Raw genomic sequence first — 22,551 nt, forward strand, 5'->3', positions numbered from 1 at the left:
TCGGCAACGATCCTGGTAATCACCAAAACGCGTGAACACTCGTGAAGGTGCTACGCGCGAACGCTGCAAGTTCTCACTATGTGGACAGGGCGAATCGGCCGGAAATCCACTCTTCCCCCCACGGAGCACCGCTCTGCGTTACCCCGTGTCATAACAAGAGCGTCACAGCCTTGGTCAGAGCCTCCTCCATGTTCCCCACCCGCGCTTAGAGTCACGGCCAGTCACGGCGCCATCGGATTCGAACTCACTTCGACCCAGCGCTCGACTCGGCGAGTTCCATGGGGGGCCGCCGTGCCAGGGAAAGGACCTGATTCGTGCGTCAACGTTCGATCATCGCCATAACCGCCGCGCTTGCGGCGGGATCGCTGACTCTCACGGCTTGTGGGTCGCGTGACGACGACGGCGGCAGCAGCAACGGCGACAAGACCACTGTGGTGATCGGTGTCGACGCCCCGCTGACCGGCGACCTGTCGGCGCTCGGCCTCGGCATCAAGAACTCCGCCGACCTGGCCGCCAAGACGGCCAACAAGAAGGAGTACGTCAAGGGCGTCGAGTTCAAGATCGAGGCTCTCGACGACCAGGCGCAGCCGTCCGTCGGCCAGCAGAACGCCCAGAAGTTCATCAGCAACAAGGACGTCCTCGGCGTCGTCGGCCCGCTGAACTCCAGCGTCTCGCAGCAGATGCAGAAGCCGCTCAACGACGCCGGCCTGACCCAGGTCTCCCCCGCCAACACGGGCACCGAGCTGACCCAGGGCGACGGCTGGAAGACCGGCGACTCGGTCCGCCAGTTCAAGACGTTCTTCCGTACGGCCACCACGGACGAGATCCAGGGCGCCTTCGCCGCCGACTACCTGTACAACCAGGCGAAGCTCAAGAAGGTCTACCTGATCGACGACCAGAAGACCTACGGCGCCGGCCTCGCCGCGTCCTTCAAGGCGAACTTCACCAAGTTCGGCGGCCAGATCGTCGGCACCGACCACATCAACCCCGACGACCGTGACTTCAACGCCGTGGTCGCCAAGATCAAGAAGACCGGCGCCGAAGCCCTGTACTACGGCGGCGAGTACCCGGCCGCCGGCCCGCTGAGCCAGCAGCTCAAGGACAGCGGCCAGAAGATCCCGCTCATGGGCGGCGACGGCATCTACTCCGGCGAGTTCCCGAAGCTGAACAAGAAGGCCGAGGGCGACCTCGCCACCTCCGTGGGCAAGCCGGTCGAGCAGCTCGACTCCGCCAAGGCGTTCATCAAGGACTACGAGGCAGCGGGCTACGAGGACGCCTACGAGGCGTACGGCGGCCTCACCTACGACGCCACCTGGTCGATCATCGAGGCCGTCAAGCTGGCGGTCGAGGGCAACGACGGCAAGGTCCCGTCCGACGGCCGCAAGGCTGTCCTGGACGCCATGTCGAAGGTCAAGTTCGACGGCGTCACCGGCACCATCTCCTTCGACGAGTTCGGTGACACCACGAACCACACGATGACCGCGTACAAGGTCAAGAGCAACGCGTGGGCGCCCGAGTTCAGCGGCGAGCCCAAGCTGGGCTGAGCAGAGGACGAGTAAAGAGCACCCCACAAACACACATTGATCCAGGCCGCGCGGGATCGCCCATCAGCGCTCCCGCGCGGCGCCATATCCGAACCACTCCACGGAGGCCCTGCGGTGCACGAACTGCCGCAACAGCTGGCCAATGGACTCATCCTCGGCGCGATGTACGGACTCATCGCGATCGGCTACACGATGGTCTACGGCATCGTCCAGCTCATCAACTTCGCCCACGGCGAGATCTTCATGGTCGGGGGCTTCGGGGCCCTCACCGTCTGGTTGGTACTCCCCGAGGGCTTCGGCCTCGGGGCAGCAGTCCCCCTCATGATCATCGGTGGCGTCCTCGTGTCGGTCGCCGTCGGCACGGCGGCGGAACGCTTCGCCTACCGGCCACTGCGCACCGCGCCACGACTGGCACCCCTCATCACCGCCATCGGCCTGTCCATCGTCCTGCAGCAGGCCGTGTGGATGTGGTACCCGGACGCGAAGAAGGACCACCCCTTCCCGCAGTTCGACGGCGGTCCGATCGAAATCCTCGGCGCCAACATCCAGCGCGGTGACCTCTTCGTCCTCATAGCCGCCCCGCTGTGCATGCTCGCCCTCGGCCTGTTCGTCACCAAGACGCGCTCCGGCCGCGGCATGCAGGCCACCGCCCAGGACCCCGACACGGCCAAGCTGATGGGCATCAACACCGACCGCATCATCGTCATGGCCTTCGCCATCGGTGCCGCGTTCGCCGCCATCGCCGCCGTCGCCTACGGCCTGAAGAACGGCCAGGTCGGCTTCCGCATGGGCTTCCTGATGGGCCTCAAGGCCTTCACCGCAGCCGTGCTCGGCGGCATCGGCAACATCTACGGCGCCATGCTCGGCGGCCTCGTCCTCGGCGTCGCCGAGTCCCTGGCCACCGGCTACATCGGCGACATCCCCGGCATGGACCTCTTCGGCGGCGGCGCCTGGAAGGACGTGTGGGCGTTCGCCCTGCTCATCCTCGTACTGCTGTTCAGGCCACAAGGCCTGCTCGGCGAACGCGTCGCGGATCGGGCGTGATACCCATGACCACCGACATCCCCATGGACAAGACCACCGACACCGCCAAGGTGTCCACCGCCCCGGCGACCCCGATCATCCCGCTGCCGCAGGCCGCGGCACGCGGACTCACCGTCGCCGGCACCGCCATCGCCCTCATAGGCACCTTCCTCGCCTGGACCTGGACCGAGGAGTTCCCGGGCAACCTGACCGTCACCGGCTACCCGGGCGGCCTTCAGGTCCTCACCCTCGTCGGCTCCCTGCTCACCCTGCTGTTCGCCCTCTCCGGCTACGGCATCAAGGGCCTGGGCTGGCTCACCCCCGGCGGCAAGAACAGCCCCGTCCTGCTCGCCGCCCTCGGCGTGTTCGGCACCACGGGCTACTCGATCGGCGCTATCACCCAGGAGCTCGGCGGCCTCGTCAACCTGGAGCCCGGCGCCTGGGTCTCCGGCATCGGCGCACTCGTCGCCCTGATCGGCGCCCTCGGCCTCCCGGTCGACCAGCCCTACAGCGCCGCGGACCCGACCCCGAACCTCTGGGGCCGCATCCGCCACTCACTCACCGCCCCCGACCCCGGCCGCGCCAAGGACCTCCCCTCCTGGATGGAGATCCTGATCATCGCCGCGGGCTTCGGCGTCGGCCTGTACGTCTTCGCGTACGGCATCGGCACCGAGTACTCCGAGCTGTTCATCGGCTTCCTGATCGTCACGGCGTTCGGCTTCACCGCGGTGACCCGCGCGGGCCTGCTCAAGCGGCTCTCGGCGCTCACCGCCAAGCACCGCAACGTCGCCATGGCGGCGGCGTTCGTCGCGGCGATCTGCTTCCCCTTCACCCAGACCAACGACCAGTTCGCCCTCATCGGCGCGAACATCCTGATCTTCGCCACGGTCGCACTGGGCCTCAACGTCGTCGTCGGCCTCGCCGGCCTGCTCGACCTCGGATACGTCGCCTTCCTCGGCGTCGGCGCCTACGCCGCCGCCCTGGTCTCCGGCTCCCCGCAGTCGAGCATCGGCGTCGAGTTCCCGTTCTGGGCCGCCGTTCTCACCGGCGCCGCCGCCTCGCTGATCTTCGGCGTGGTGATCGGTGCCCCGACCCTGCGGCTGCGCGGCGACTACCTCGCCATCGTGACGCTCGGCTTCGGTGAGATCTTCCGCATCACCATGAACAACCTGAACGGCAACAGCGGACCGGACGTCACCAACGGCTCCAACGGCATCCCCAACATCCCGGACCTGGAGATCTTCGGGTTCAACCTCGGACTGCCGCACAACGTCCTGGGCACCGAGCTCACCCGGTCCGGCAACTACTACCTGCTGATGCTGGCGTGCACCGCGATCGTCGTCCTGGTCTTCCGCCGCTCGGCGGAATCCCGCATCGGCCGCGCCTGGGTCGCCATCCGCGAGGACGAGACCGCCGCCACCGCGATGGGCATCAACGGCTTCCGCCTCAAGCTCCTCGCGTTCGCACTCGGCGCCGCCCTCGCCGGCCTCGCCGGCACCGTGCAGGCACACGTGTCGTACAGCGTCACGCCCGAGCAGTACCAGTTCGCCGGCTCCGTGCCGCCGAACTCGGCCTTCCTGCTCGCCGCCGTCATCCTCGGCGGCATGGGCACCATCAGCGGCCCGCTGATCGGCGCCGCGCTGCTCTACCTGATCCCGGCCAAGCTGCAGTTCATGGCGGAGTACCAGCTGCTGCTCTTCGGCATCGCGCTGATGCTGCTGATGCGCTACCGCCCCGAGGGCCTGGTCGCCGACCGCAGGAAGCAGCTCGAATTCCACGAGACCGGACAGCTCGACGTACCGGAGGACAAGCCATTGCCCGAAGGCGCGACCGGCGTCGCGAAGGCAGGGGCGTGACCGCCATGACCACCACCACAACCGCACCCACCAGCACGACAGTGCTCGACGCCACCGGTGTCACGATGCGCTTCGGCGGTCTGACCGCCGTGCGCGATGTGAACCTCACCGTCAACACCGGCGAGATCGTCGGCCTCATCGGCCCCAACGGCGCCGGTAAGACGACCTTCTTCAACTGCCTCACCGGCCTGTACATCCCGACCGAGGGCAAGGTCGCCTACAAGGGCACCGTCCTGCCGCCCAAGCCGCACCTGGTCACCCAGGCCGGCATCGCCCGTACGTTCCAGAACATCCGGCTCTTCGCCAACATGACCGTTCTGGAGAACGTGCTGGTCGGACGGCACACCCGCACCAAGGAAGGCCTCTGGTCGGCCCTCTTGCGCCTGCCCGGTTTCAAGAAGGCCGAGGAGGCGTCCCGGGCCCGGGCCATGGAACTCCTGGAGTTCACCGGTCTCGCCGCCAAGGCCGACCACCTCGCCCGCAACCTGCCCTACGGCGAACAGCGCAAGCTGGAGATCGCCCGGGCACTGGCGAGCGAGCCCGGTCTGCTCCTCCTCGACGAGCCCACCGCCGGCATGAACCCGCAGGAGACCCGGGCGGCCGAAGAGCTGATCTTCGCCATCCGCGACCAGGGCATCGCCGTCCTCGTCATCGAGCACGACATCCGGTTCATCATGAACCTGTGTGACCGGGTCGCCGTGCTGGTCCAGGGCGAGAAGATCGTCGAGGGCCCCGCCGAGGTCGTCCAGGCCGACGAGCGCGTCATCGCCGCCTACCTCGGCACACCCTTCGAGGGCGAGCCGGGCGAGGAGGAGGCCGCCGAGGTCGAGGCCGCGGAGGCCGGCGTCGAGGCGCAGAGCACGGAAGGGGACGACAAGTGACCGCACTGCTCGAGGTCGAGGACCTCAGGGTCGCCTACGGCAAGATCGAAGCCGTCAAGGGCATCTCGTTCAAGGTGGAAGCGGGCGAGGTCGTCACCCTCATCGGCACCAACGGCGCCGGCAAGACCACGACCCTGCGCACGCTGTCCGGTCTTCTCCAGCCGCTGTCCGGCGAGATCAAGTTCGACGGCAAGTCGCTGAAGAAGGTCCCCGCGCACAAGGTCGTCTCGCTGGGGCTCGCCCACTCCCCCGAGGGGCGGCACATCTTCCCCCGCATGACGATCGAGGACAACCTCCGTCTCGGTGCGTTCCTGCGCACCGACAAGGAGGCCATCGAGAAGGACATCAAGCGCGCCTACGACCTGTTCCCCATCCTCGGAGAGCGCCGCAAGCAGGCCGCGGGCACCCTCTCCGGCGGCGAGCAGCAGATGCTCGCCATGGGACGGGCGCTGATGTCCCGACCGAAGCTGCTCATGCTGGACGAGCCCTCCATGGGCCTCTCCCCCATCATGATGCAGAAGATCATGGCGACCATCCAGGAGCTCAAGTCCCAGGGCACCACCATCCTGCTCATCGAGCAGAACGCCCAGGCCGCGCTCTCCCTGGCCGACCACGGCCACGTCATGGAGGTCGGCAAGATCGTCCTCTCCGGCAGCGGACAGGACCTGCTGCACGACGAGTCGGTGCGCAAGGCGTACCTCGGCGAGGACTGATCGCCCGGCTCACATGAGTCGAGGCCCGTGCCCCCCGGTCAGGGGCACGGGCCTCACTCTTTGCTGCTTCGATATGCCGCTTCGGTACGTCAGCCCTTGGCGGCCTTCTTCTCGTCGGCGTCCTGGATGACGGCCTCGGCGACCTGCTGCATCGACATCCGGCGGTCCATGGAGGTCTTCTGGATCCACCGGAACGCGGCGGGCTCGGTCAGCCCGTACTCGGTCTGGAGGATGGACTTCGCCCGGTCCACCAGCTTGCGCGTCTCCAGGCGCAGCGTGAGGTCGGCGACCTCCTTCTCCAGCTCCTTCAGCTCGGTGAACCGCGATACGGCCATCTCGATCGCCGGCACGACATCGCTCTTGCTGAACGGCTTGACCAGGTACGCCATGGCACCGGCGTCCCGGGCCCGCTCGACGAGGTCGCGCTGCGAGAACGCGGTCAGCATCAGCACCGGAGCGATGCTCTCCTCGGCGATCTTCTCGGCCGCCGAAATACCGTCCAGCTTCGGCATCTTCACATCGAGGATGACGAGGTCGGGCCTGTGCTCGCGGGCCAGTTCGACGGCCTGCTCACCGTCTCCGGCCTCACCGACGACGGTGTACCCCTCTTCTTCGAGCATCTCTTTGAGATCGAGCCGGATCAGCGCCTCGTCCTCGGCGATGACGACACGGGTCGTCAGCGGAGGCACGTGCGACTTGTCCTCGTCGGGCGCGTCTACGGGCTGGGGCGACTCGGGGGCGGTCACGGGGGCTCCTCGTTCAGGGGCAGGGGTGCTGCTCCCAAGAGCCTACCTAGCTGCGGTAAGGTGGACGGGCAGCGGGTCGAGGTCAACTTTCGATTCACTGGGCCCCGGTAGCCCAATTGGCAGCAGGCAATGGATTCAAAACCCATACAGTGTCGGTTCGAGTCCGACCCGGGGCACTTTTCCTTCGATTCGAAGGTCACCAATCCGAAGCGGATGTCCACGTTCTCGTGGACATCCGCTTTTTGCTGCGTGCCGTCGCGATCGCTCTCACACAGTGGCCGCATGTACGACGTCAGCACACGCAAGCGAGCCCTCGCGCTCGTCACCGAGGGCCGAAGCCTGAATTCAGTGAGCCGAGAGACGGGCATTTCACGTGCCGCGATCCGCTCCTGGCAGCACCGCCTCGAGCCCCTGCCCCGCGTGGCAACTCCGGACCCTGGGCCACCCGCCGACGATGGCGCGTACGCCTATCTGCTGGGCCTCTACCTGGGCGACGGCTGCATCAGCGCACACACACGCGGCACCGGCTTCTACCTCCGAATCGCGTGCGCCGATGCATGGCCGGGCCTCCTCCGACAGTGCCGCGAGGCCATCACGAAGGTCCGGCCCGGTATCGGCGTCCACACCCTTCAGAAGCAGGGATACGCGATGGTGACCAGCTACTCCCGGCATTGGCCCGCCCTCTTCCCCCAGCACGGCCCCGGCAAGAAGCACGAGCGCGCCATCACCCTCGAACCCTGGCAGCAGGGAATCGTCGATGCACACCCTTGGGAATTCATCCGCGGCCTCATCCACTCCGACGGCTGCCGTATCACGAACTGGACGACCCGCCTCGTCGCAGGTGAGCAGAAGCGCTACGAGTATCCGCGCTACTTCTTCACGAACCTGTCGGGCGACATCCTCCGACTCTTCACCGGGACGCTGGACTCCGTAGGGGTCCAGTGGAAGCAAGCGAACGACCGCAACATCTCCATCGCCCGCAGGGCCTCCGTGGCCATCATGGACGCCCATGTAGGCCCCAAGCACTGACCCAGAAAGCAAAGGGCCCCTCCTCAAAGCTGAAGAGGGGCCCTCCGCCCATTACTTGGGACTGTCGTCCTCGCCGATGTGATGCACCCGCACCATGTTCGTCGAGCCCGACACGCCGGGAGGCGATCCCGCTGTGATGACGACGGTGTCGCCCTTCTTGCAGCGGCCGTATTTCAGCAACAGCTCATCCACCTGGTCGACCATCGCGTCCGTCGACTCGACATGCGGCCCCAGGAACGTCTCCACACCCCACGTCAGATTCAGCTGGGAACGCGTGGCCGGCTCGGGTGTGAAGGCCAGCAGCGGGATGGGCGAGCGGTAGCGGGACAGGCGGCGGGCCGTGTCGCCCGACTGGGTGAAGGCGACCAGGAAGCGGGCGCCGAGGAAGTCGCCGATCTCGGCCGCCGCGCGGGCCACCGCGCCCGGCTGGGTGCGGGGCTTGTTGCGTTCGGTCAGGGGCGGCAGGCCCTTGTCGAGGATGTCCTCCTCGGCCGCCTCGACGATCTTGGCCATCGTCCGGACCGTCTCGATCGGGTACTTGCCGACGCTCGTCTCGCCGGACAGCATCACCGCGTCCGTGCCGTCGATGACGGCGTTCGCCACGTCGGATGCCTCCGCCCTCGTCGGGCGGGAGTTCTCGATCATCGAGTCGAGCATCTGCGTCGCCACAATCACCGGCTTGGCGTTGCGCTTGGCCAGCTTGATGGCGCGCTTCTGGACGATCGGGACCTGCTCGAGCGGCATCTCCACGCCCAGGTCGCCGCGGGCGACCATGATGCCGTCGAAGGCGGCCACGATGTCGTCGATCGCGTCGACCGCCTGCGGCTTCTCCACCTTGGCGATCACCGGGAGGCGGCGGCCCTCCTCGTCCATGATGCGGTGGACGTCCTCGATGTCGCGTCCGGAGCGGACGAAGGAGAGCGCGATGACGTCGAAGCCGGTGCGCAGGGCCCAGCGCAGGTCGGCCTCGTCCTTCTCGGAGAGGGCGGGGACGGACACGGCGACACCTGGGAGGTTCAGGCCCTTGTGGTCGGAGACGACGCCGCCTTCGACGACGGTGGTGTTCACGCGCGGTCCGTCGACGGAGGTGACCTCCAGGCACACCTTGCCGTCGTCGACGAGGATGCGTTCGCCGGGGGTGACGTCGGCGGCGAGGCCCAAGTAGGTGGTGCCGCACTGCTGGCGGTCGCCCTCGGCGCCCTCCTCGACGGTGATGGTGAAGGTGTCCCCGCGTTCAAGGAGTACGGGTCCTTCGGTGAAGCGGCCGAGGCGGATCTTCGGGCCTTGAAGGTCGGCGAGGACGCCGACGCTGCGGCCGGTCTCGTCGGAGGCCTTCCGCACGCGCTGGTAGCGCTCCTCATGGTCGGCGTGGCTGCCGTGGCTGAGGTTGAATCGGGCGACGTCCATTCCGGCGTCGACCAGTGCCTTTATCTGGTCGTACGAATCGGTGGCGGGGCCCAGGGTGCAGACGATTTTCGCTCGGCGCATGTTTCGACTCTATGACTTACCGGCGGGTAGTGAATTGGTGCCGCATGTCTACTCAACAACCTTTGCGTGAAGGGCTATTGACAAGTGTTGAATTGTGCACCGGGGTGCTCCGATGAGCGTTCGAAGCACCCCTAAAGGGCTATTCGCAGATGCGTTCACAGTTGCGGCGGCGCCATGGTGAATCGCGCGTTGACCTCGGCGTGGACGTACTGACGCTGGGGTTCGAGGTCGAGGGGGGCGGCGGCGGATTCCTCTTCGGCGGCGTACGCCATGGAGCGCATGCGGCTACCGCGGGCCTGCGGGTAGGCCGGCGGGGCGTTCTCGGCTCCGATGTCGGCGAGTTCCACCAGCGCCGCCAGGGAGGTCCCCAGCGCCTGAGCGTACTCCCGTGCGCGCTGTACGGCCTCGCGTACCGCCTGCTGCCGCGCTTCCCGGTGGGCCGGCGAGTCGGGGCGCAGGGCCCACCAGGGGCCGTCCACGCGGGTGAGCTCCAAGTCGGCGAGGCGTGTGGTGAGTTCGCCGAGCGCCGTGAAGTCCGTGAGTTCGGCCGTGATGTGGACGCGGCCGTGGTAGGCCTGGATGCGTTCGCCGCGGCCCTTGTCCTTCAGTTCGGGGCTGATGGAGAAGGCACCGGTCTCCAGGCGCTCGACGGCGTCGCCGTAGGTTTTGATGAGGTCGAGGACGGCTGCGTTGCGGCGGGTGAGGTCGTCCAGGGCGGCGCGGCGGTCTTTGCCGCGGGAGGCCACGGTGACGCCGATGCGGGCGATCTCGGGGTCGACCTCGAGGTGGGCCTCGCCGCGGACGGCGATGCGGGGGGCGTCGGGGGTGCCGTAGGGGGCGGCGGGCTGAAGTTCTCCTGAGGGGGCGGTCATACGTCCCACTCTGTCATCGCTTGGTCAGCTGGGGGCCCGGCAGTTCACAGCTTCGGTCACCAGATCGAAACGTGCTGGGTCTGTTGCAACTCGCCATGGGCAGGTCAGAATCTACGCGCGTTGTTGACCATTCGCCCGGGAGAAGCACTCATGCCGTTGAACCGCCGTAAGTTCCTGACGAAGTCCGCCGTGACCGGAGCGGGGGTGGCGGTGGCCGGTGCGGTGAGTGCCCCGGCGGCGCAGGCCGCGCAGCCGGCGAAGGGGTCCCGGCCGAAGAAGCGGTACGCGCTGACGGTGATGGGCACGACCGACCTGCACGGCAACATCTTCAACTGGGACTACTTCAAGGACGCGGAGTACTCCGACGCCAAGGGCAACGCGAAGGGTCTGTCCCGGGTCTCGACGCTGGTGAACCAGGTCCGCGAGGAGAAGGGCCGCCGCAACACGCTGCTCATCGACGCGGGCGACACGATCCAGGGCACCCCGCTGACGTACTACTACGCCAAGGTCGACCCGATCACCGCCAAGGGCGGTCCGGTCCACCCGATGGCGGCGGCGATGAACGCCATCGGGTACGACGCGGTGGCCCTCGGCAACCACGAGTTCAACTACGGCATCGAGACGCTGCGCAAGTTCGAGGACCAGTGCCACTTCCCGCTGCTGGGTGCCAACGCGCTGGACGCCAAGACGCTGAAGCCCGCCTTCCCGCCGTACTTCATCAAGAAGTTCCATGTGCCGGGCGCCCCGCCGGTCAAGGTCGCGGTCCTCGGTCTGACCAACCCGGGCATCGCGATCTGGGACAAGGCGTACGTCGAGGGCAAGATGGTGTTCCCGGGTCTGGAGGAGCAGGCCGCGAAGTGGGTGCCGAAGCTGCGCTCGATGGGTGCGGACGTGGTGGTCGTGTCGGCGCACTCCGGTTCGTCGGGGACGTCGTCGTACGGTGACCAGCTGCCGTACATCGAGAACTCGGCGGCGCTGGTCGCCCAGCAGGTGCCGGGCATCGACGCGATCCTCGTCGGGCACGCGCACACGGAGATCGCGGAGCTGCTGGTCACGAACGAGAAGACGGGTAAGACCGTCGTGCTGTCCGAGCCGCTGTGCTATGCACAGCGACTGACGCTGTTCGACTTCGAGCTGGTCCTCGACAAGGGCTGCTGGAAGGTCGAGTCGGTGAAGGCGACGGTGCGCGACTCGAAGACGGTCGCCGACGACCCGAAGATCACCAAGCTGCTGAAGGACGACCACGACATCGTGGTGGAGTACGTCAACCAGGTCGTCGGCACGGCGACCGAGAAGCTGACGACGGTCGACGCCCGCTACAAGGACGCCCCGATCATCGACCTGATCACCAAGGTGCAGGAGGACGTGGTCAAGGCGGCCCTGGCGGGCACGGAGCACGCCTCCCTGCCCGTCATCTCGCAGGCCTCGCCGTTCTCGCGCACCTCGGAGATCCCGGCCGGTGAGGTGACCATCCGGGACCTGTCGAGCCTGTACGTGTACGACAACACGCTGGTCGCGAAGCTGATGACGGGTGCGCAGATCAAGGCGTACCTGGAGTACTCGGCGGAGTACTTCGTGCAGACCGCCGCCGACGCGGCCGTCGACGTCGACAAGCTCACGAACGCCGGCAACCGCCCCGACTACAACTACGACTACGTGTCGGGGCTGTCGTACGAGATCGACATCGCGCAGGCGGCGGGTTCGCGGATCAAGAACCTGGCCTACGAGGGTGCCGCGTTGGACGACGCCCGGAAGTTCGTGTTCGCGGTGAACAACTACCGGGCCAACGGCGGCGGGGCGTTCCCGCATGTGGCGTCGGCTCAGGAGCTGTGGTCGGAGTCGACGGAGATCCGCACCCGGATCGCGGAGTGGGTGACCGCGAAGGGCGTGCTGGACCCGAAGGACTTCGCGTCGGTGGACTGGAAGCTCACGCGGAACGGCACGCCGGTGTTCTAGCCGGAGTCGAACCAACCGGTCAGGAGCCTCAGATCCCGTCCATCAGCGGTGTCAGCACCCTCGGCTGACGCGCCCGCGGGATCCGGGGCTCCCGCTGTTCGAGGCCGAAGGTGGTGAAGGCCGTACGGGTGGGCAGCGGGTAGGTCTCCTTGCCGGTGACGGAGTTGAGGATGCTGGCGCTGCGCCAGGCCGCGAGGCCGAGGTCGGGAGTGCCGATGCCATGGGTGTGGCGCTCGGCGTTCTGGACGTAGATGTTGCAGCCGGAGCCGGTGACGGACGGGTCCATGACCAGGCGGTACTGGTCGTCGACGCGAGGGCGCTCCCGGCTGTCGAGGCGCATGTAGGGGTCGAGGCCGGCGAGGATGCGGGTGAGGGGGCGCTCGCGGTAGCCGGTGGCGAGGACGACCGCGTCGGTGGTCAGGCGTGAGCGGGTGTTCTGGTGGACGTGTTCCAGGTGGAGCTCCACCTTGGTCGTGGCGATCCGGCCCGCGGTGCGGACCTGCACGCCCGGCGTGAGGACGGTGTCGGGCCAGCCGCCGTTCAGGGTGCGGCGGTAGAGCTCGTCGTGGATGGCGGCGAGGGTGTCGGCGTCGATGCCTTTGTGGAGCTGCCACTGCGAGGCCACGAGCTTGTCGCGGACCGGTTCGCCCAGGGCCTGGAAGTAGCGGGTGTAGTCGGGGGTGAAGTGCTCCAGGCCGAGCTTGGAGTACTCCATGGGCGCGAAGGCCTCGGTGCGGCCGAGCCAGTGCATCCGCTCGCGCCCGGCGGGCCGGCGGCGCAGCAGGTCGAGGAAGATCTCGGCGCCGGACTGTCCGGAGCCGATGACGGTGATGTGCTCGGCGGCGAGGAGCCGCTCGCGGTGTTCGAGGTAGTCGGCGGCGTGGATGACCGGGACGGTGGGCGCCTCGACGAGGGGCCTGAGCGGGTCGGGGACATCCGGTTCGGTGCCGATGCCCAGGACGATGTTCTTCGCGTACGTACGGCCCAGTGCCTCGGCCTCGCCGTCGGGGGCGAGCTGGGTGAAGTCGACCTCGAAGACGTCGCGTTCGGAGTTGAAGCGGACCGCGTCGACCTGGTGGCCGAAGCTGAGTCCGGGGAGGTTCTCGCACACCCAGCGGCAGTAGGCGTCGTACTCGGCGCGCTGGATGTGGAAGCGCTCGGCGAAGTAGAAGGGGAACAGCCGGTCGCGCGTCCTGAGATAGCTGAGGAAGGACCAGGGGCTCGCGGGGTCGGCGAGCGTCACCAGGTCCGCGAGGAAGGGGACCTGGATGCGGGACCCTTCGATGAGCAGCCCGGGGTGCCAGGCGAAGGCGGTGCGCTGTTCGTAGAAGACGGCGTCGAGTTCGGCGAGCGGGTGGGCCAGGGCGGCGAGGGAGAGGTTGAAGGGGCCGATGCCGATGCCGACGAGGTCGCGGGGGGTGTCGGGGTCCTTGCTCGGCGCCTTGGGGTGCCGGTCGGCCGGGGGGTTGGTCTGGGGGGTCATCCGGGGGTGTTTCCTTCCACCAGTTTCAGGAGGGCGGCCAGGTCGTCCGGGCGCGTGTGGGGATTGAGGAGGGTCGCTTTCAGCCACAGGCGACCGTCTATGCGGGCCCGGCCGAGGACGGCGCGGCCGTCGGTGAGGAGCGTTCGGCGTACGGCGGCGACGGCGTCGTCGGTGGCGTGTGCGGGCCGGAACAGGACCGTGCTGATGGTGGGCTGGTCGTAGAGCTCGAACCCGGGGTGACCGTGGACGAGGTGGGCGAACTCGAGGGCTCTGGCGCAGACCTGCTCGACGAGCCGGCCGAGGCCGCTGCGGCCGAGGGCCTTGAGAGTGACGGCGATCTTGAGGACGTCGGGCCGGCGGCTGGTCCGCAGGGACCGGCCGAGCAGGTCCGGCAGCCCGGCCTCGACGTCGTCGTCGGCGTTGAGGTAGTCGGCGCGGTGGTGGAGCACGGCGAGGCCGCCCGGGTCACGGACGGCGAGGAGCCCCGCGGCGACGGGCTGCCAGCCGAGCTTGTGCAGATCGAGGGTGACGGTGTCGGCGGCGTCGAGGCCGGCGAGCCGGCCGCGGTACCGGTCGCTGAACAGCAGGCCTCCGCCGTAGGCGGCGTCGACGTGCAGCCGGGCGCCGTGGGCGGCGCACAGGGCGGCGATCTCGGGGAGCCGGTCGATGAGACCGGCGTCGGTGGTGCCCGCGGTGGCCGCGACCAGGTGGGGGCCGGGCAGTTGTGTGAGGGCCTCGTCGAGTGCGGCGGGGTCGAGGACACCGGCGGGCGCGGGCACGACGACGGGGTCCGGCAGCCCGAGCAGCCAGGCGGCACGGGGCAGCGAGTGATGGCCGTTCGCCCCGTGCACCAGCCTGACTCCGGCGCCGTGCGCTTCTCGGGCGAGAAGGAGGGCGAGTTGGTTGGATTCGGTGCCGCCGGTGGTGATGAGGGCGGTGGGGGGCCGGTGGGGTGGGGTGGCCCGGGGAGCCAGGGTGACGCGGCGCGCCTGCTCCCCTTCCTCGCCGCCGAAGACCTCCCCCGCGAGCGCCTCCGTCACCAGCACCTCCAGTTCCGATGCCCCCGGCGCCTGGTCCCAGGAGTCCAGGGAGGGGTTGAGGGCGGAGGCGGCCAGGTCGGCGGCGGTGGCGAGCGCGAGGGGTGGGCAGTGGAGGTGGGCGGTGCACAGGGGGTCCGCCGGGTCGGCGGCCGTTTCGGTGAGGACCCGGACGAGGGTGTGGAGGGCGTTCGGGTCCCCTTCGTCGGGCAGGACGTCCCCGATCGCCGCCCGCATGCGCCCGGCCACCGCGTCCGGGCCGCCCGAGGGCAGTGGGCCCCGGCGTGCGCGGGCGCCCTCACCGAGCGCGTCGAGCACGGTGTCGAGCAACGGCCGCAGGGCGTGGGGACCTTCGGGGCCTGAAGCGAGCGACGGCAGCGTGCTCATCGTGGCCTCCCGGGCGCTGGACATGAGGGACTTCCAGCTTGTACGCAGATACGCGATGACGCCCGAAAAGCCCAATGATCGGAACCCGAAAGTGGGTATTTCCGTACGGGGAACGCGTGTCGGAGGCGGCGTGCCGAGGTCGGCGGAGTAAGGGGCGCTTCAGCGCCGGAAGTCGTCCGCGTGGTCCTCGGCCCACCGGGTGAAGCTGCGGGCCGGGCTGCCGGTGATCCTCTCCACCTCGTCGGTGATCTCCGGCGGCACGCCGACCGTGGCTTCGAAGGCCTTGAGCAGGTCCTTGACCATGTGCGGCGCAACGAACGGGAACAGCTCGGGGCCCGCCCGGTCCGGCGGCACCTCGACGAACTCGAGCTCGCGGCCGACGGCCCGCCCGATCGCCTCGACCTGACCGGCGTTGGTTATCGCCTCGGGGCCGGTGAGCCGGTGGACGGCGCCCTCGTGGCCGTCGTCGAGGAGGGCACGTTCGGCGACGGCGGCGATGTCATCCTCGTGGATCGGGGCGCCGAACCCGTCGGCGAAGACGCCCCGGACCCGGTCACCCGCGCGGATCTGCGGGGCCCACTGGAAGGCGTTCACGGCGAAGGCGTTGGGGCGCAGGAACGTCCACGCGAGGCCACTGTCGCGGATGTGCCGCTCGGCGGTGGCGTGCATGACATGGATGGGGTGGGACTCGTCGGCGCCCTCCTGGATGATCCCGGAGGACAGCAGGACGACATGCCGTACCCCGGCCGCGCGCGCCGCCGCCAGGAAGGCCGGGGTCTTTTCGCCGACGGCCTGGATGTACAGGAACAGCTTGGTCGCGCCCTCGAACAGGGCGGCGGGCCGGTCGGGGGCGAACCGGACCACCTCGGCGCCCGCGGGCAGTGCGGCCCGCTGCGGGTCGCGGGTCAGCGCCCGCACCGGCCGGTCCGCGGCGGCGAGACGTTCGACGAGGGCACGGCCGACGTTGCCGGTGGCGCCGGTCACTGCGATCACGGTTTCTCCAGGGCTGAAGGCTGAGGACGGACTGATCGACCTCTGACTCGTCCGAGCCTAGGAAGGAAGATCAGCCCACCGCATCGGCCATGGGAACCAGCGCCGCCCTACGTCGCAGGGCCTAACCCTTTCGGCCCTCCCGCACCCGCAACGCCCGCGCCAGGTCGTCGAGGTGATCGGCGAGCCGGCGTCGCAGTGCCGGGACCGGCTCGCTGTCGCGCAGGCACTCCTCGCCCAGCCGAAGGGACTCGGCGTCCACGGCGTACGCCGGGAAGGCGTAGCGGCCGGCGGCGTCGGCGATGGCGGGGCCGCGGCGGGCGGCGACGGCGACCGCGTCCTTGTAGTAGCGCGGCACGTACTGCCGCAGCAGGTCGGTCTGTTCGGGCTGCCAGAAGCCCTGGGCGGTGGCGGTGAAGAGGTAGTTGGACAGGGCGGTGGCGCCGTCGACGGCGAACATGGCGTCCCACGCCTTCGCCTTGGCCTCCTCGTCCGGCAGCGCGGCCCGGCAGCGGGCGGCGCCCTCCTGGCCGGTGGCGCTCGGGTCGCGGCCCAGTTCGGCGGCGATGGCCGCTTCGTCGACGGCGCCGAGGACGGCGAGGCGGCCCAGGACGCGCCAGCGCAGCTCGGGGTCGAGTTCGGGTCCGCCCGGCACGGTGCCGTCGGCGAGCCAGGCGGCGATGGTGTCGGGGTGGGCGGCGACGTCGATGAAGTGGCGTACGGCGATCAGGCGCAGGCCGGGGTTGTCGCCGTCCTCGGTGCGGCGGATGAGGTCGCGGCACAGGGCGGAGAGGGTGGCCAGGGCGGCGGGCCGCTCCTCGGGGGTGAGGTAGCGGTCGGTGACCTGGGCGGCGGCGAAGGCGAGGACGCCCTGGACGATGGCGAGGTCGGTCTCGCGCGGGAGGTGGGCGCGGGCGGCCTCCAGGTAGGCGCCGGCGGCCAGTTCGCCGTCGCGGACGGCGTCGCGCAGGGCGTTCCAGACGACCGCGCGGGTGAGCGGGTCGGGCAGGCCGGCGAGGCTGCCGCGGACGGTCTCGAAGGATCCGGGGTCGAAGCGGACCTTGGCGTAGGTCAGGTCGCCGTCGTTGAGCAGCAGCAGGGCCGGGCGCTTGCCGATGGGCTGCGGGGCGTTCTGCGGGACGTCGAGGTCGAGGCGTTCGCGCAGGGTGAGGTTGCCGTCGTTGTCGCCGAGGTCCTGGTCGTACAGGCCGACGGTGACGCGGTGCGTGCGGCTGCCGGCGTGGTCGACGGTGAGGGTGTAGGTGCCGTTGTCGCCGGGGGTGACGGCCGGGGTGAGGGTGTCGACGCCGGTGGTGCGCAGCCAGGAGTCGGCCCAGGCGTGGACGTCGCGTTCGGTGGCGGAGGCGAGGGAGTCGATGAAGTCGGCGAGGGTGGCGTTGCCGAACTTGTGGCGGGCGAAGTGGGTGTTGATGCCGGCGAGGAAGTCCTTCTCGCCGAGCCAGGCCACCAGTTGCCGCAGCGCGGAGGCGCCCTTGGCGTAGGAGATGCCGTCGAAGTTGAGCATGGCGGCGGCCGTGTCGTCGACGGCCTCGGGGGCCACGGGATGGGTGGAGGGGCGCTGGTCGGCGTCGTAGCCCCAGGCCTTGCGGGCGATGCCGAAGTCGACCCAGGTGTCGGTGAAGCGGGTGGCTTCGGCGCAGATCTGGTAGCCCATGTACTCGGCGAAGGACTCGTTCAGCCAGATGTCGTCCCACCAGCGCAGGGTGACGAGGTCGCCGAACCACATGTGGGCCATCTCGTGCGCGATGACCATGGCGCGGACCAGCCGCTCGGTGTCCGTGACGGCGGAGCGGTACACGAACTCGTCGCGGAAGGTGACCAGTCCGGGGTTCTCCATGGCGCCGGCGTTGAACTCGGGGACGAACGCCTGGTCGTAGGAGTCGAAGGGGTAGGGCTCGTCGAACTTCTCGTGGAAGCGGTCGAAGCACTGCCGGGTGACCTGGAAGAGCTCGTCGGTGTCCACGTCCAGGTAGGGGGCCAGCGAGCGGCGGCAGTGCAGGCCGAAGGGCAGGCCGCGGTGCTCGGTGCGCACCGAGTGCCAGGGGCCGGCGGCGACGGCGACGAGGTAGGTGGAGATCGGCGGGGTGGACGCGGCCTGCCAGCGGCCGGCGCCGAGGGGCTCGGTGACGCCGTTGGCGAGGACCGTCCAGCCTTCGGGAGCGGTGACGGACAGGTCGAAGACGGCCTTCAGGTCGGGCTGGTCGAAGGCGGGGAAGACCAGCTTGCAGTCGTCCATCGCCAGTTGGGTGTAGACGTAGCTCTCGCCGTCGGTGGGGTCGGTGAAGCGGTGCATGCCCTCGCCGGTGCGGGAGTAGCGCATGGCCGCGTCGATGCGCAGTTCGTGCTCACCGGCGGTGAGGTTCTTCAGGGGCAGGCGGTTGTCGTCCAGGGTCTCCGGGTCCAGGGGGTGTCCGTCCAGCGTGACGGAGCGCAGCTCGGCAGGCTTGATCTCGACGAACGTGTCCGCGTCGGCGCGCGTGGTGAACCTGATGACGGTCCGCGAGTCGAAGGTCGTGTCCCCGGTGGTCAGATCGAGTTCGATCGTGTAGCGGTGGACATCGAGAAGCTGGGCACGGGTCTGCGCTTCGTCGCGCGTCAGTACGGACATGCAGGACATGCTGCCTGATGCCGCTGACAAGGCACAGGGGTGGATCACTACGTACGCTATGTCCGGTTCCCCGCCGGGCTGTCGCGCTGTGGCGGAACACGGGCGTCCGGGTGGGGCAGAGCCGGCCGCGGGCCGGGTTCCTCGACCTCGGCATGGTCCTTGACCAGGGCGCGTAACTCCCGGACCTCCGCCTCCAGTGCGCGGTGGCGCTCGTGGGCGTCGTACAGGTAGCGGACCTTGGTGCGCAGCGCCCAGGGGTCGATGGGCTTCAGGACGAGGTCGGCGACGCCGAGCCGGAAGGCGGTGGAGGTCAGTTCGTGGTCCGCGCCGAAGCCGGTGAGGAGGATGACCGGTATGTGCTGGGTCTGCTCCACCCGTCGCATGTAGCGCACGACGTCCAGGCCGCTGACGCCGGGCATGCGCACGTCCAGGAGCAGGAGGCCGACCTTTCCGCGGAGCACCTGCTTGAGGGCCTCGTCACCGTTGGTGGCCCGGGCCAGCAGGTACCCCAGCGGGGCCAGGGCGCTCTCCAGCGCGTACAGCGTGTCCTCGTGATCGTCGACAATGAGGATCTTGGCATCCGACGGCATGGCCCGACGTCCCTCCCGCGTGGACATCCAGGGTATGTCCGGGGTGCTGACGGGGAGTGCGCGTCAGCTGACATGCGGTGCACAGCGCAGCATGCCCCTCCCGGGCCGCCGTGTCACTCCCTCGCGGAGGGTCTGTCTGCATCCCGTCGTCCCGGCGGGGCCTAGGAGCGGTTGGGCGTGGACGCGGTGCCGTTGACGGTGTCCTCGGCGATGCTCTCGTGGTGCCTGATGACCTCGGCGATGATGAAGTTGAGGAACTTCTCCGCGAAGGCCGGGTCCAGCTTGGCGTTCTCGGCGAGGGTGCGCAGGCGGGCGATCTGGCGCGCCTCGCGGGCCTGGTCGGCGGGCGGGAGCTGGTGCTCGGCCTTGAGGTGGCCGACCTGCTGGGTGCACTTGAAGCGCTCGGCGAGCATGTGGACGACGGCCGCGTCGATGTTGTCGATGCTGTCGCGCAGCCGGGCGAGCTCTTCACGGACGGCCGGGTCGACGTCGCCGGAGGACGTGTTGCTGGTCATGAGCGCCCAGCCTACGGGGCCCGCTCAGTTGGTCGTTCGTTCGATCACGGGTGGATCGTCGGGGTCGGGGACCTGGTTGCTCCAGCCGCCGGGGACGGTGCGGCCCTGCTGGGCGCGGAAGCGGACCGGGGCCATGCCGACGCGGCGGGTGAACAGGCGGGAGAAGTAGGCGGGGTCGTCGTAGCCGACGCGGCGGGCGACGGCGGCGACGGGCAGTTCGGTGGCGGCGAGCAGCTCCTTGGCGCGGCCCAGGCGGATGCCGAGCAGATAGTCCTTGGGGCTGCACCCGGCGCCGCGCCGCACGGCGGTGCGCAGTTCGGCGGGGGTCATGCCGTGCCGGGCGGCGTGGTCGGCGACCGTCAGCGGCAGGCACGCGTCGCGGGCGAGGGCCTTGAGGACCTGGTCGCCGTCGGGTGCGAGGTCGGCGCGGGTGCGGCGCAGGGCGACGAGGAGCTCGTGGACGGCGGCGCCGGTCTCCACCTCCAGCAGGGGGTTGTCGCGGCGCGCGGCGCGGGCGATGCGCCCGATGACGGCACGTGGGCCGGCGGCGTCCGAGAGCGGCACGACGGGCCGGCCGGGCTCGATGTAGCCGAGTTCGGTGTACGTCGGTGCGGCGGGCCCGGTGAAGTCGACGAAGCCCTCGTCCCAGCCGGTGCCGGGGTCGGGCGCGTAGTGGTGCGGCGCTCCGGGGGTCAGCCACAGCAGCGCGGGCGCGGTGACGGTCGTACGGCGGCCGTCGGGGGCGGCGTACCAGCCGCTGCCGGTGCTGATCACGACGGCGACATGGTGGTCCAGGACCCTCGGCCCGACGGTCGGCAGGGCGCCGTACTGGAGGCCCACGCCGAGGCAGGCGAGGCCGAGGCGGTGGTGTGCGGGGCCGGGCGTGAAGAAGCGCATCCAGGTGTGGTACATCCACGTGCCTCCCGTCCGCGCCGCCGGTCCCGTCCGCTGTTCGCGTGCCACCGGCCCCGTCCTTCGGTCCAAGCAGCGCCGATCTTTGTCCATGGACCCTGACCTGCGCCAGAGGCGAGGGTGGGCGCATGAGCGAGTTCACGGTGGGGGACGAAGACTTTCTGCTGGACGGGCGGCCGGTGCGGCTGCTGTCCGGCGCGCTGCACTACTTCCGGGTGCACGAGGCGCAGTGGGGGCACCGGCTGGCGATGCTGCGGGCGATGGGCCTCAACTGCGTGGAGACGTACGTGCCGTGGAACCTGCACGAGCCGCAGCCGGGCCGACGCCGGGACGTGCAGGCGCTGGGCCGGTTCCTGGACGCGGCCCGGGAGGCGGGGCTGTGGGCGGTCGTGCGGCCGGGGCCGTACATCTGCGCCGAGTGGGAGAACGGCGGGCTGCCGTACTGGCTGACGGCCGAGGTGGGCGCACGCGCGCGTACCCGTGACGAGCGCTACCTGGGTCACGTGGCGAGCTGGTTCAGGCACCTCCTGCCCGAGATCGTGCCCCGGCAGCTCGACCGCGGCGGCCCGGTGATCATGGTGCAGGTCGAGAACGAGTACGGAAGTTACGGTTCCGACGCGGCTTACCTGCGGTGGCTGGCCGACGTGCTGCGCACCGAGGGCGTCACGGTCCCGCTCTTCACCTCGGACGGCCCCGAGGACCACATGCTCTCCGGCGGCTCGGTCCCGGGGGTCCTGGCGACGGTGAACTTCGGCTCCCACGCGCGTGAGGCGTTCGAGACGCTGCGCCGACACCGCCCCGGCGGTCCGCTGATGTGCATGGAGTTCTGGTGCGGCTGGTTCGACCACTGGGGCGGCGAGCACGTCGTACGCGATCCCCAGGACGCGGCGGCGGCCCTGCGGGAGATCCTCGAGTGCGGGGCGTCGGTGAACCTGTACATGGCGCACGGCGGCACGAGCTTCGCCGGCTGGGCGGGCGCCAACCGGGGCGGCGGCGCGCTGCACGACGGGCCGCTGGAGCCCGATGTGACGTCGTACGACTACGACGCCCCGATCGACGAGTACGGCCGCCCCACGGAGAAGTTCTGGGCCTTCCGGAAGATCCTCGCCGACCACGCCGACGGCCCGCTGCCCGAAGTCCCGCCCGCACCCCCGTCGTTGGGCGCGCCGGCCGAGGCGGTCCTGACCGACTGGGCGCCCCTGGGCGGCGTACTGGCGACGCTGGGCGGCCCACAGTCGTCAGGTCCCGTCCCGCCCTCCTTCGAGGAACTCGGCGTCGAGCGCGGCCTGGTGCGGTACGAGGTGACGGTGCCGGGGCCGCGGCAGCCGTATCCGCTGACGGTGCGCGGGCTGCGGGACCTCGCCGTGGCGTACGTCGACGGGGAGCGGGCCGGGGTGCTCACGGAGGGCGACGCCTGCCTGAAGGAGCCTGTCGCCGGGTACGCGCGCGTGGAGCTGTGGGTGGAGTCCCTGGGGCGGGTCAACTACGGGCCGCGGCTGGGCGAGCGCAAGGGGATCACCGGGGGCGTGCTGCATGAGCGGCAGTACCTGCACGACGTACGCGCGCGGGGGCTGCGGCTGGAGGTGCTGGACGAGATCGAGAGGGTCCGGGCGGTGCCGTCGCGGGAGCTGCCGGGGGACGGTGCCCCGGGGCTGTACCGGGGCACCGTCATGGTGCGGGGCGCCGGTGACGCCCGTCTGGAGCTGCCGGGCCGGACCCGCGGGTTCGTGTGGATCAACGGCTTCAGCCTCGGCCGTTACTGGTCCACGGGCCCGCAGTGCTCGCTGTACGTACCTGGGCCCGTCCTGAGGGAGGGCGGCAACGACGTGTGGCTGCTGGAGCTCGAGGGGACGGCCCGGTCCGGCGAGGCGCAGGCCCCTGCCCTCCGGGCCGTCTGACG

At 69.7% G+C, this 22,551-nt stretch carries 18 protein-coding genes and 1 tRNA gene; 9 read left to right on the forward strand and 10 right to left on the reverse strand.

Translation table 11 applies throughout. The features are described 5' to 3' along the window. Positions 1-314 precede the first annotated feature (314 nt). From ACFY5C_RS15515 to ACFY5C_RS15535, 5 genes are all read left to right on the forward strand, one after another. Positions 315-1,544, forward strand: coding sequence for a branched-chain amino acid ABC transporter substrate-binding protein (locus tag ACFY5C_RS15515; protein WP_389444578.1), 1,230 nt, complete (start codon positions 315-317; stop codon positions 1,542-1,544). A gap of 114 nt (positions 1,545-1,658) precedes the next feature. Continuing rightward, positions 1,659-2,588, forward strand: coding sequence for a branched-chain amino acid ABC transporter permease (locus tag ACFY5C_RS15520; protein ID WP_389444580.1), 930 nt, complete (start codon positions 1,659-1,661; stop codon positions 2,586-2,588). 23 nt (positions 2,589-2,611) lie between these two features. Then, positions 2,612-4,423 (forward strand): branched-chain amino acid ABC transporter permease, encoded by a 1,812-nt coding sequence (locus ACFY5C_RS15525; protein WP_389444828.1) that lies wholly within the window; start codon positions 2,612-2,614, stop codon positions 4,421-4,423. Positions 4,424-4,428: 5 nt separating this feature from the next. Continuing rightward, on the forward strand, positions 4,429-5,304 hold the full coding sequence (locus ACFY5C_RS15530; protein WP_389444582.1) for an ABC transporter ATP-binding protein: 876 nt from the start codon (positions 4,429-4,431) through the stop codon (positions 5,302-5,304). Next, the gene (locus ACFY5C_RS15535; RefSeq protein ID WP_328882325.1) at positions 5,301-6,017 is read left to right on the forward strand and encodes an ABC transporter ATP-binding protein; all 717 of its coding nucleotides are present in this window, start codon (positions 5,301-5,303) and stop codon (positions 6,015-6,017) included. Before ACFY5C_RS15530 ends, ACFY5C_RS15535 begins: the two co-directional genes overlap by 4 nt. 89 nt (positions 6,018-6,106) lie before the next feature. On the opposite strand, the gene ACFY5C_RS15540 is transcribed toward ACFY5C_RS15535, so the two are convergent. Further along, positions 6,107-6,763, reverse strand: coding sequence for a response regulator (locus tag ACFY5C_RS15540; protein WP_330353648.1), 657 nt, complete (start codon positions 6,761-6,763; stop codon positions 6,107-6,109). A 101-nt stretch (positions 6,764-6,864) separates the two neighbouring features. Between ACFY5C_RS15540 and ACFY5C_RS15545 the strand changes: the two genes are divergently transcribed. After that, a tRNA-Leu gene (locus ACFY5C_RS15545) sits at positions 6,865-6,939 on the forward strand. A gap of 106 nt (positions 6,940-7,045) precedes the next feature. Continuing rightward, positions 7,046-7,792: a helix-turn-helix domain-containing protein gene (locus ACFY5C_RS15550; protein ID WP_389444583.1), complete on the forward strand. Its 747-nt coding sequence runs from the start codon at positions 7,046-7,048 to the stop codon at positions 7,790-7,792. A gap of 51 nt (positions 7,793-7,843) precedes the next feature. Here the strand turns inward: ACFY5C_RS15550 and pyk are convergent, their stop codons facing one another. Both pyk and ACFY5C_RS15560 read right to left on the reverse strand, forming a co-directional pair. Beyond that, a complete protein-coding gene (gene pyk / locus ACFY5C_RS15555; RefSeq protein WP_389444584.1) occupies positions 7,844-9,280 on the reverse strand; it encodes a pyruvate kinase in 1,437 nt (478 codons plus the stop codon). A 155-nt stretch (positions 9,281-9,435) separates the two neighbouring features. Further along, positions 9,436-10,152: an SIMPL domain-containing protein gene (locus ACFY5C_RS15560; RefSeq protein ID WP_389444586.1), complete on the reverse strand. Its 717-nt coding sequence runs from the start codon at positions 10,150-10,152 to the stop codon at positions 9,436-9,438. A 150-nt stretch (positions 10,153-10,302) separates the two neighbouring features. Between ACFY5C_RS15560 and ACFY5C_RS15565 the strand changes: the two genes are divergently transcribed. Further along, the gene (locus ACFY5C_RS15565) at positions 10,303-12,108 is read left to right on the forward strand and encodes a bifunctional metallophosphatase/5'-nucleotidase (protein ID WP_389444587.1); all 1,806 of its coding nucleotides are present in this window, start codon (positions 10,303-10,305) and stop codon (positions 12,106-12,108) included. A 28-nt stretch (positions 12,109-12,136) separates the two neighbouring features. Here ACFY5C_RS15565 and ACFY5C_RS15570 read toward each other — a convergent pair whose 3' ends face one another. From ACFY5C_RS15570 to ACFY5C_RS15600, 7 genes are all read right to left on the reverse strand, one after another. Next, positions 12,137-13,591 (reverse strand): lysine N(6)-hydroxylase/L-ornithine N(5)-oxygenase family protein, encoded by a 1,455-nt coding sequence (locus tag ACFY5C_RS15570; RefSeq protein WP_389444588.1) that lies wholly within the window; start codon positions 13,589-13,591, stop codon positions 12,137-12,139. Continuing rightward, on the reverse strand, positions 13,588-15,015 hold the full coding sequence (locus ACFY5C_RS15575) for a pyridoxal phosphate-dependent decarboxylase family protein (protein WP_389444830.1): 1,428 nt from the start codon (positions 15,013-15,015) through the stop codon (positions 13,588-13,590). The genes ACFY5C_RS15570 and ACFY5C_RS15575 overlap by 4 nt, the downstream gene beginning before the upstream one ends. Positions 15,016-15,174: 159 nt before the next feature. Further along, complete coding sequence (locus ACFY5C_RS15580) at positions 15,175-16,008, reverse strand: NAD(P)H-binding protein (protein WP_389444589.1); 834 nt, start codon at positions 16,006-16,008, stop codon at positions 15,175-15,177. Positions 16,009-16,129: 121 nt separating this feature from the next. Next, positions 16,130-18,634, reverse strand: coding sequence for an aminopeptidase N (pepN, locus tag ACFY5C_RS15585; protein WP_389444591.1), 2,505 nt, complete (start codon positions 18,632-18,634; stop codon positions 16,130-16,132). 56 nt (positions 18,635-18,690) lie between these two features. Further along, positions 18,691-19,224, reverse strand: a complete 534-nt coding sequence (locus ACFY5C_RS15590) for a two-component system response regulator (protein WP_389444593.1) — start codon at positions 19,222-19,224, stop codon at positions 18,691-18,693. A gap of 161 nt (positions 19,225-19,385) precedes the next feature. Then, on the reverse strand, positions 19,386-19,739 hold the full coding sequence (locus ACFY5C_RS15595) for a chorismate mutase (protein ID WP_389444594.1): 354 nt from the start codon (positions 19,737-19,739) through the stop codon (positions 19,386-19,388). 24 nt (positions 19,740-19,763) lie between these two features. Further along, on the reverse strand, positions 19,764-20,651 hold the full coding sequence (locus ACFY5C_RS15600) for a helix-turn-helix domain-containing protein (RefSeq protein ID WP_389444831.1): 888 nt from the start codon (positions 20,649-20,651) through the stop codon (positions 19,764-19,766). 128 nt (positions 20,652-20,779) lie between these two features. Here ACFY5C_RS15600 and ACFY5C_RS15605 point away from each other — a divergent pair, with 128 nt between their 5' ends. Then, positions 20,780-22,549 (forward strand): beta-galactosidase family protein, encoded by a 1,770-nt coding sequence (locus tag ACFY5C_RS15605; RefSeq protein ID WP_389444595.1) that lies wholly within the window; start codon positions 20,780-20,782, stop codon positions 22,547-22,549. The last annotated feature ends 2 nt before the right edge of the window (positions 22,550-22,551 follow it).

The organism is Streptomyces sp. NPDC012935, assembly GCF_042900345.1.
In the GTDB taxonomy this organism is placed as follows: Bacteria; Actinomycetota; Actinomycetes; order Streptomycetales; family Streptomycetaceae; genus Streptomyces.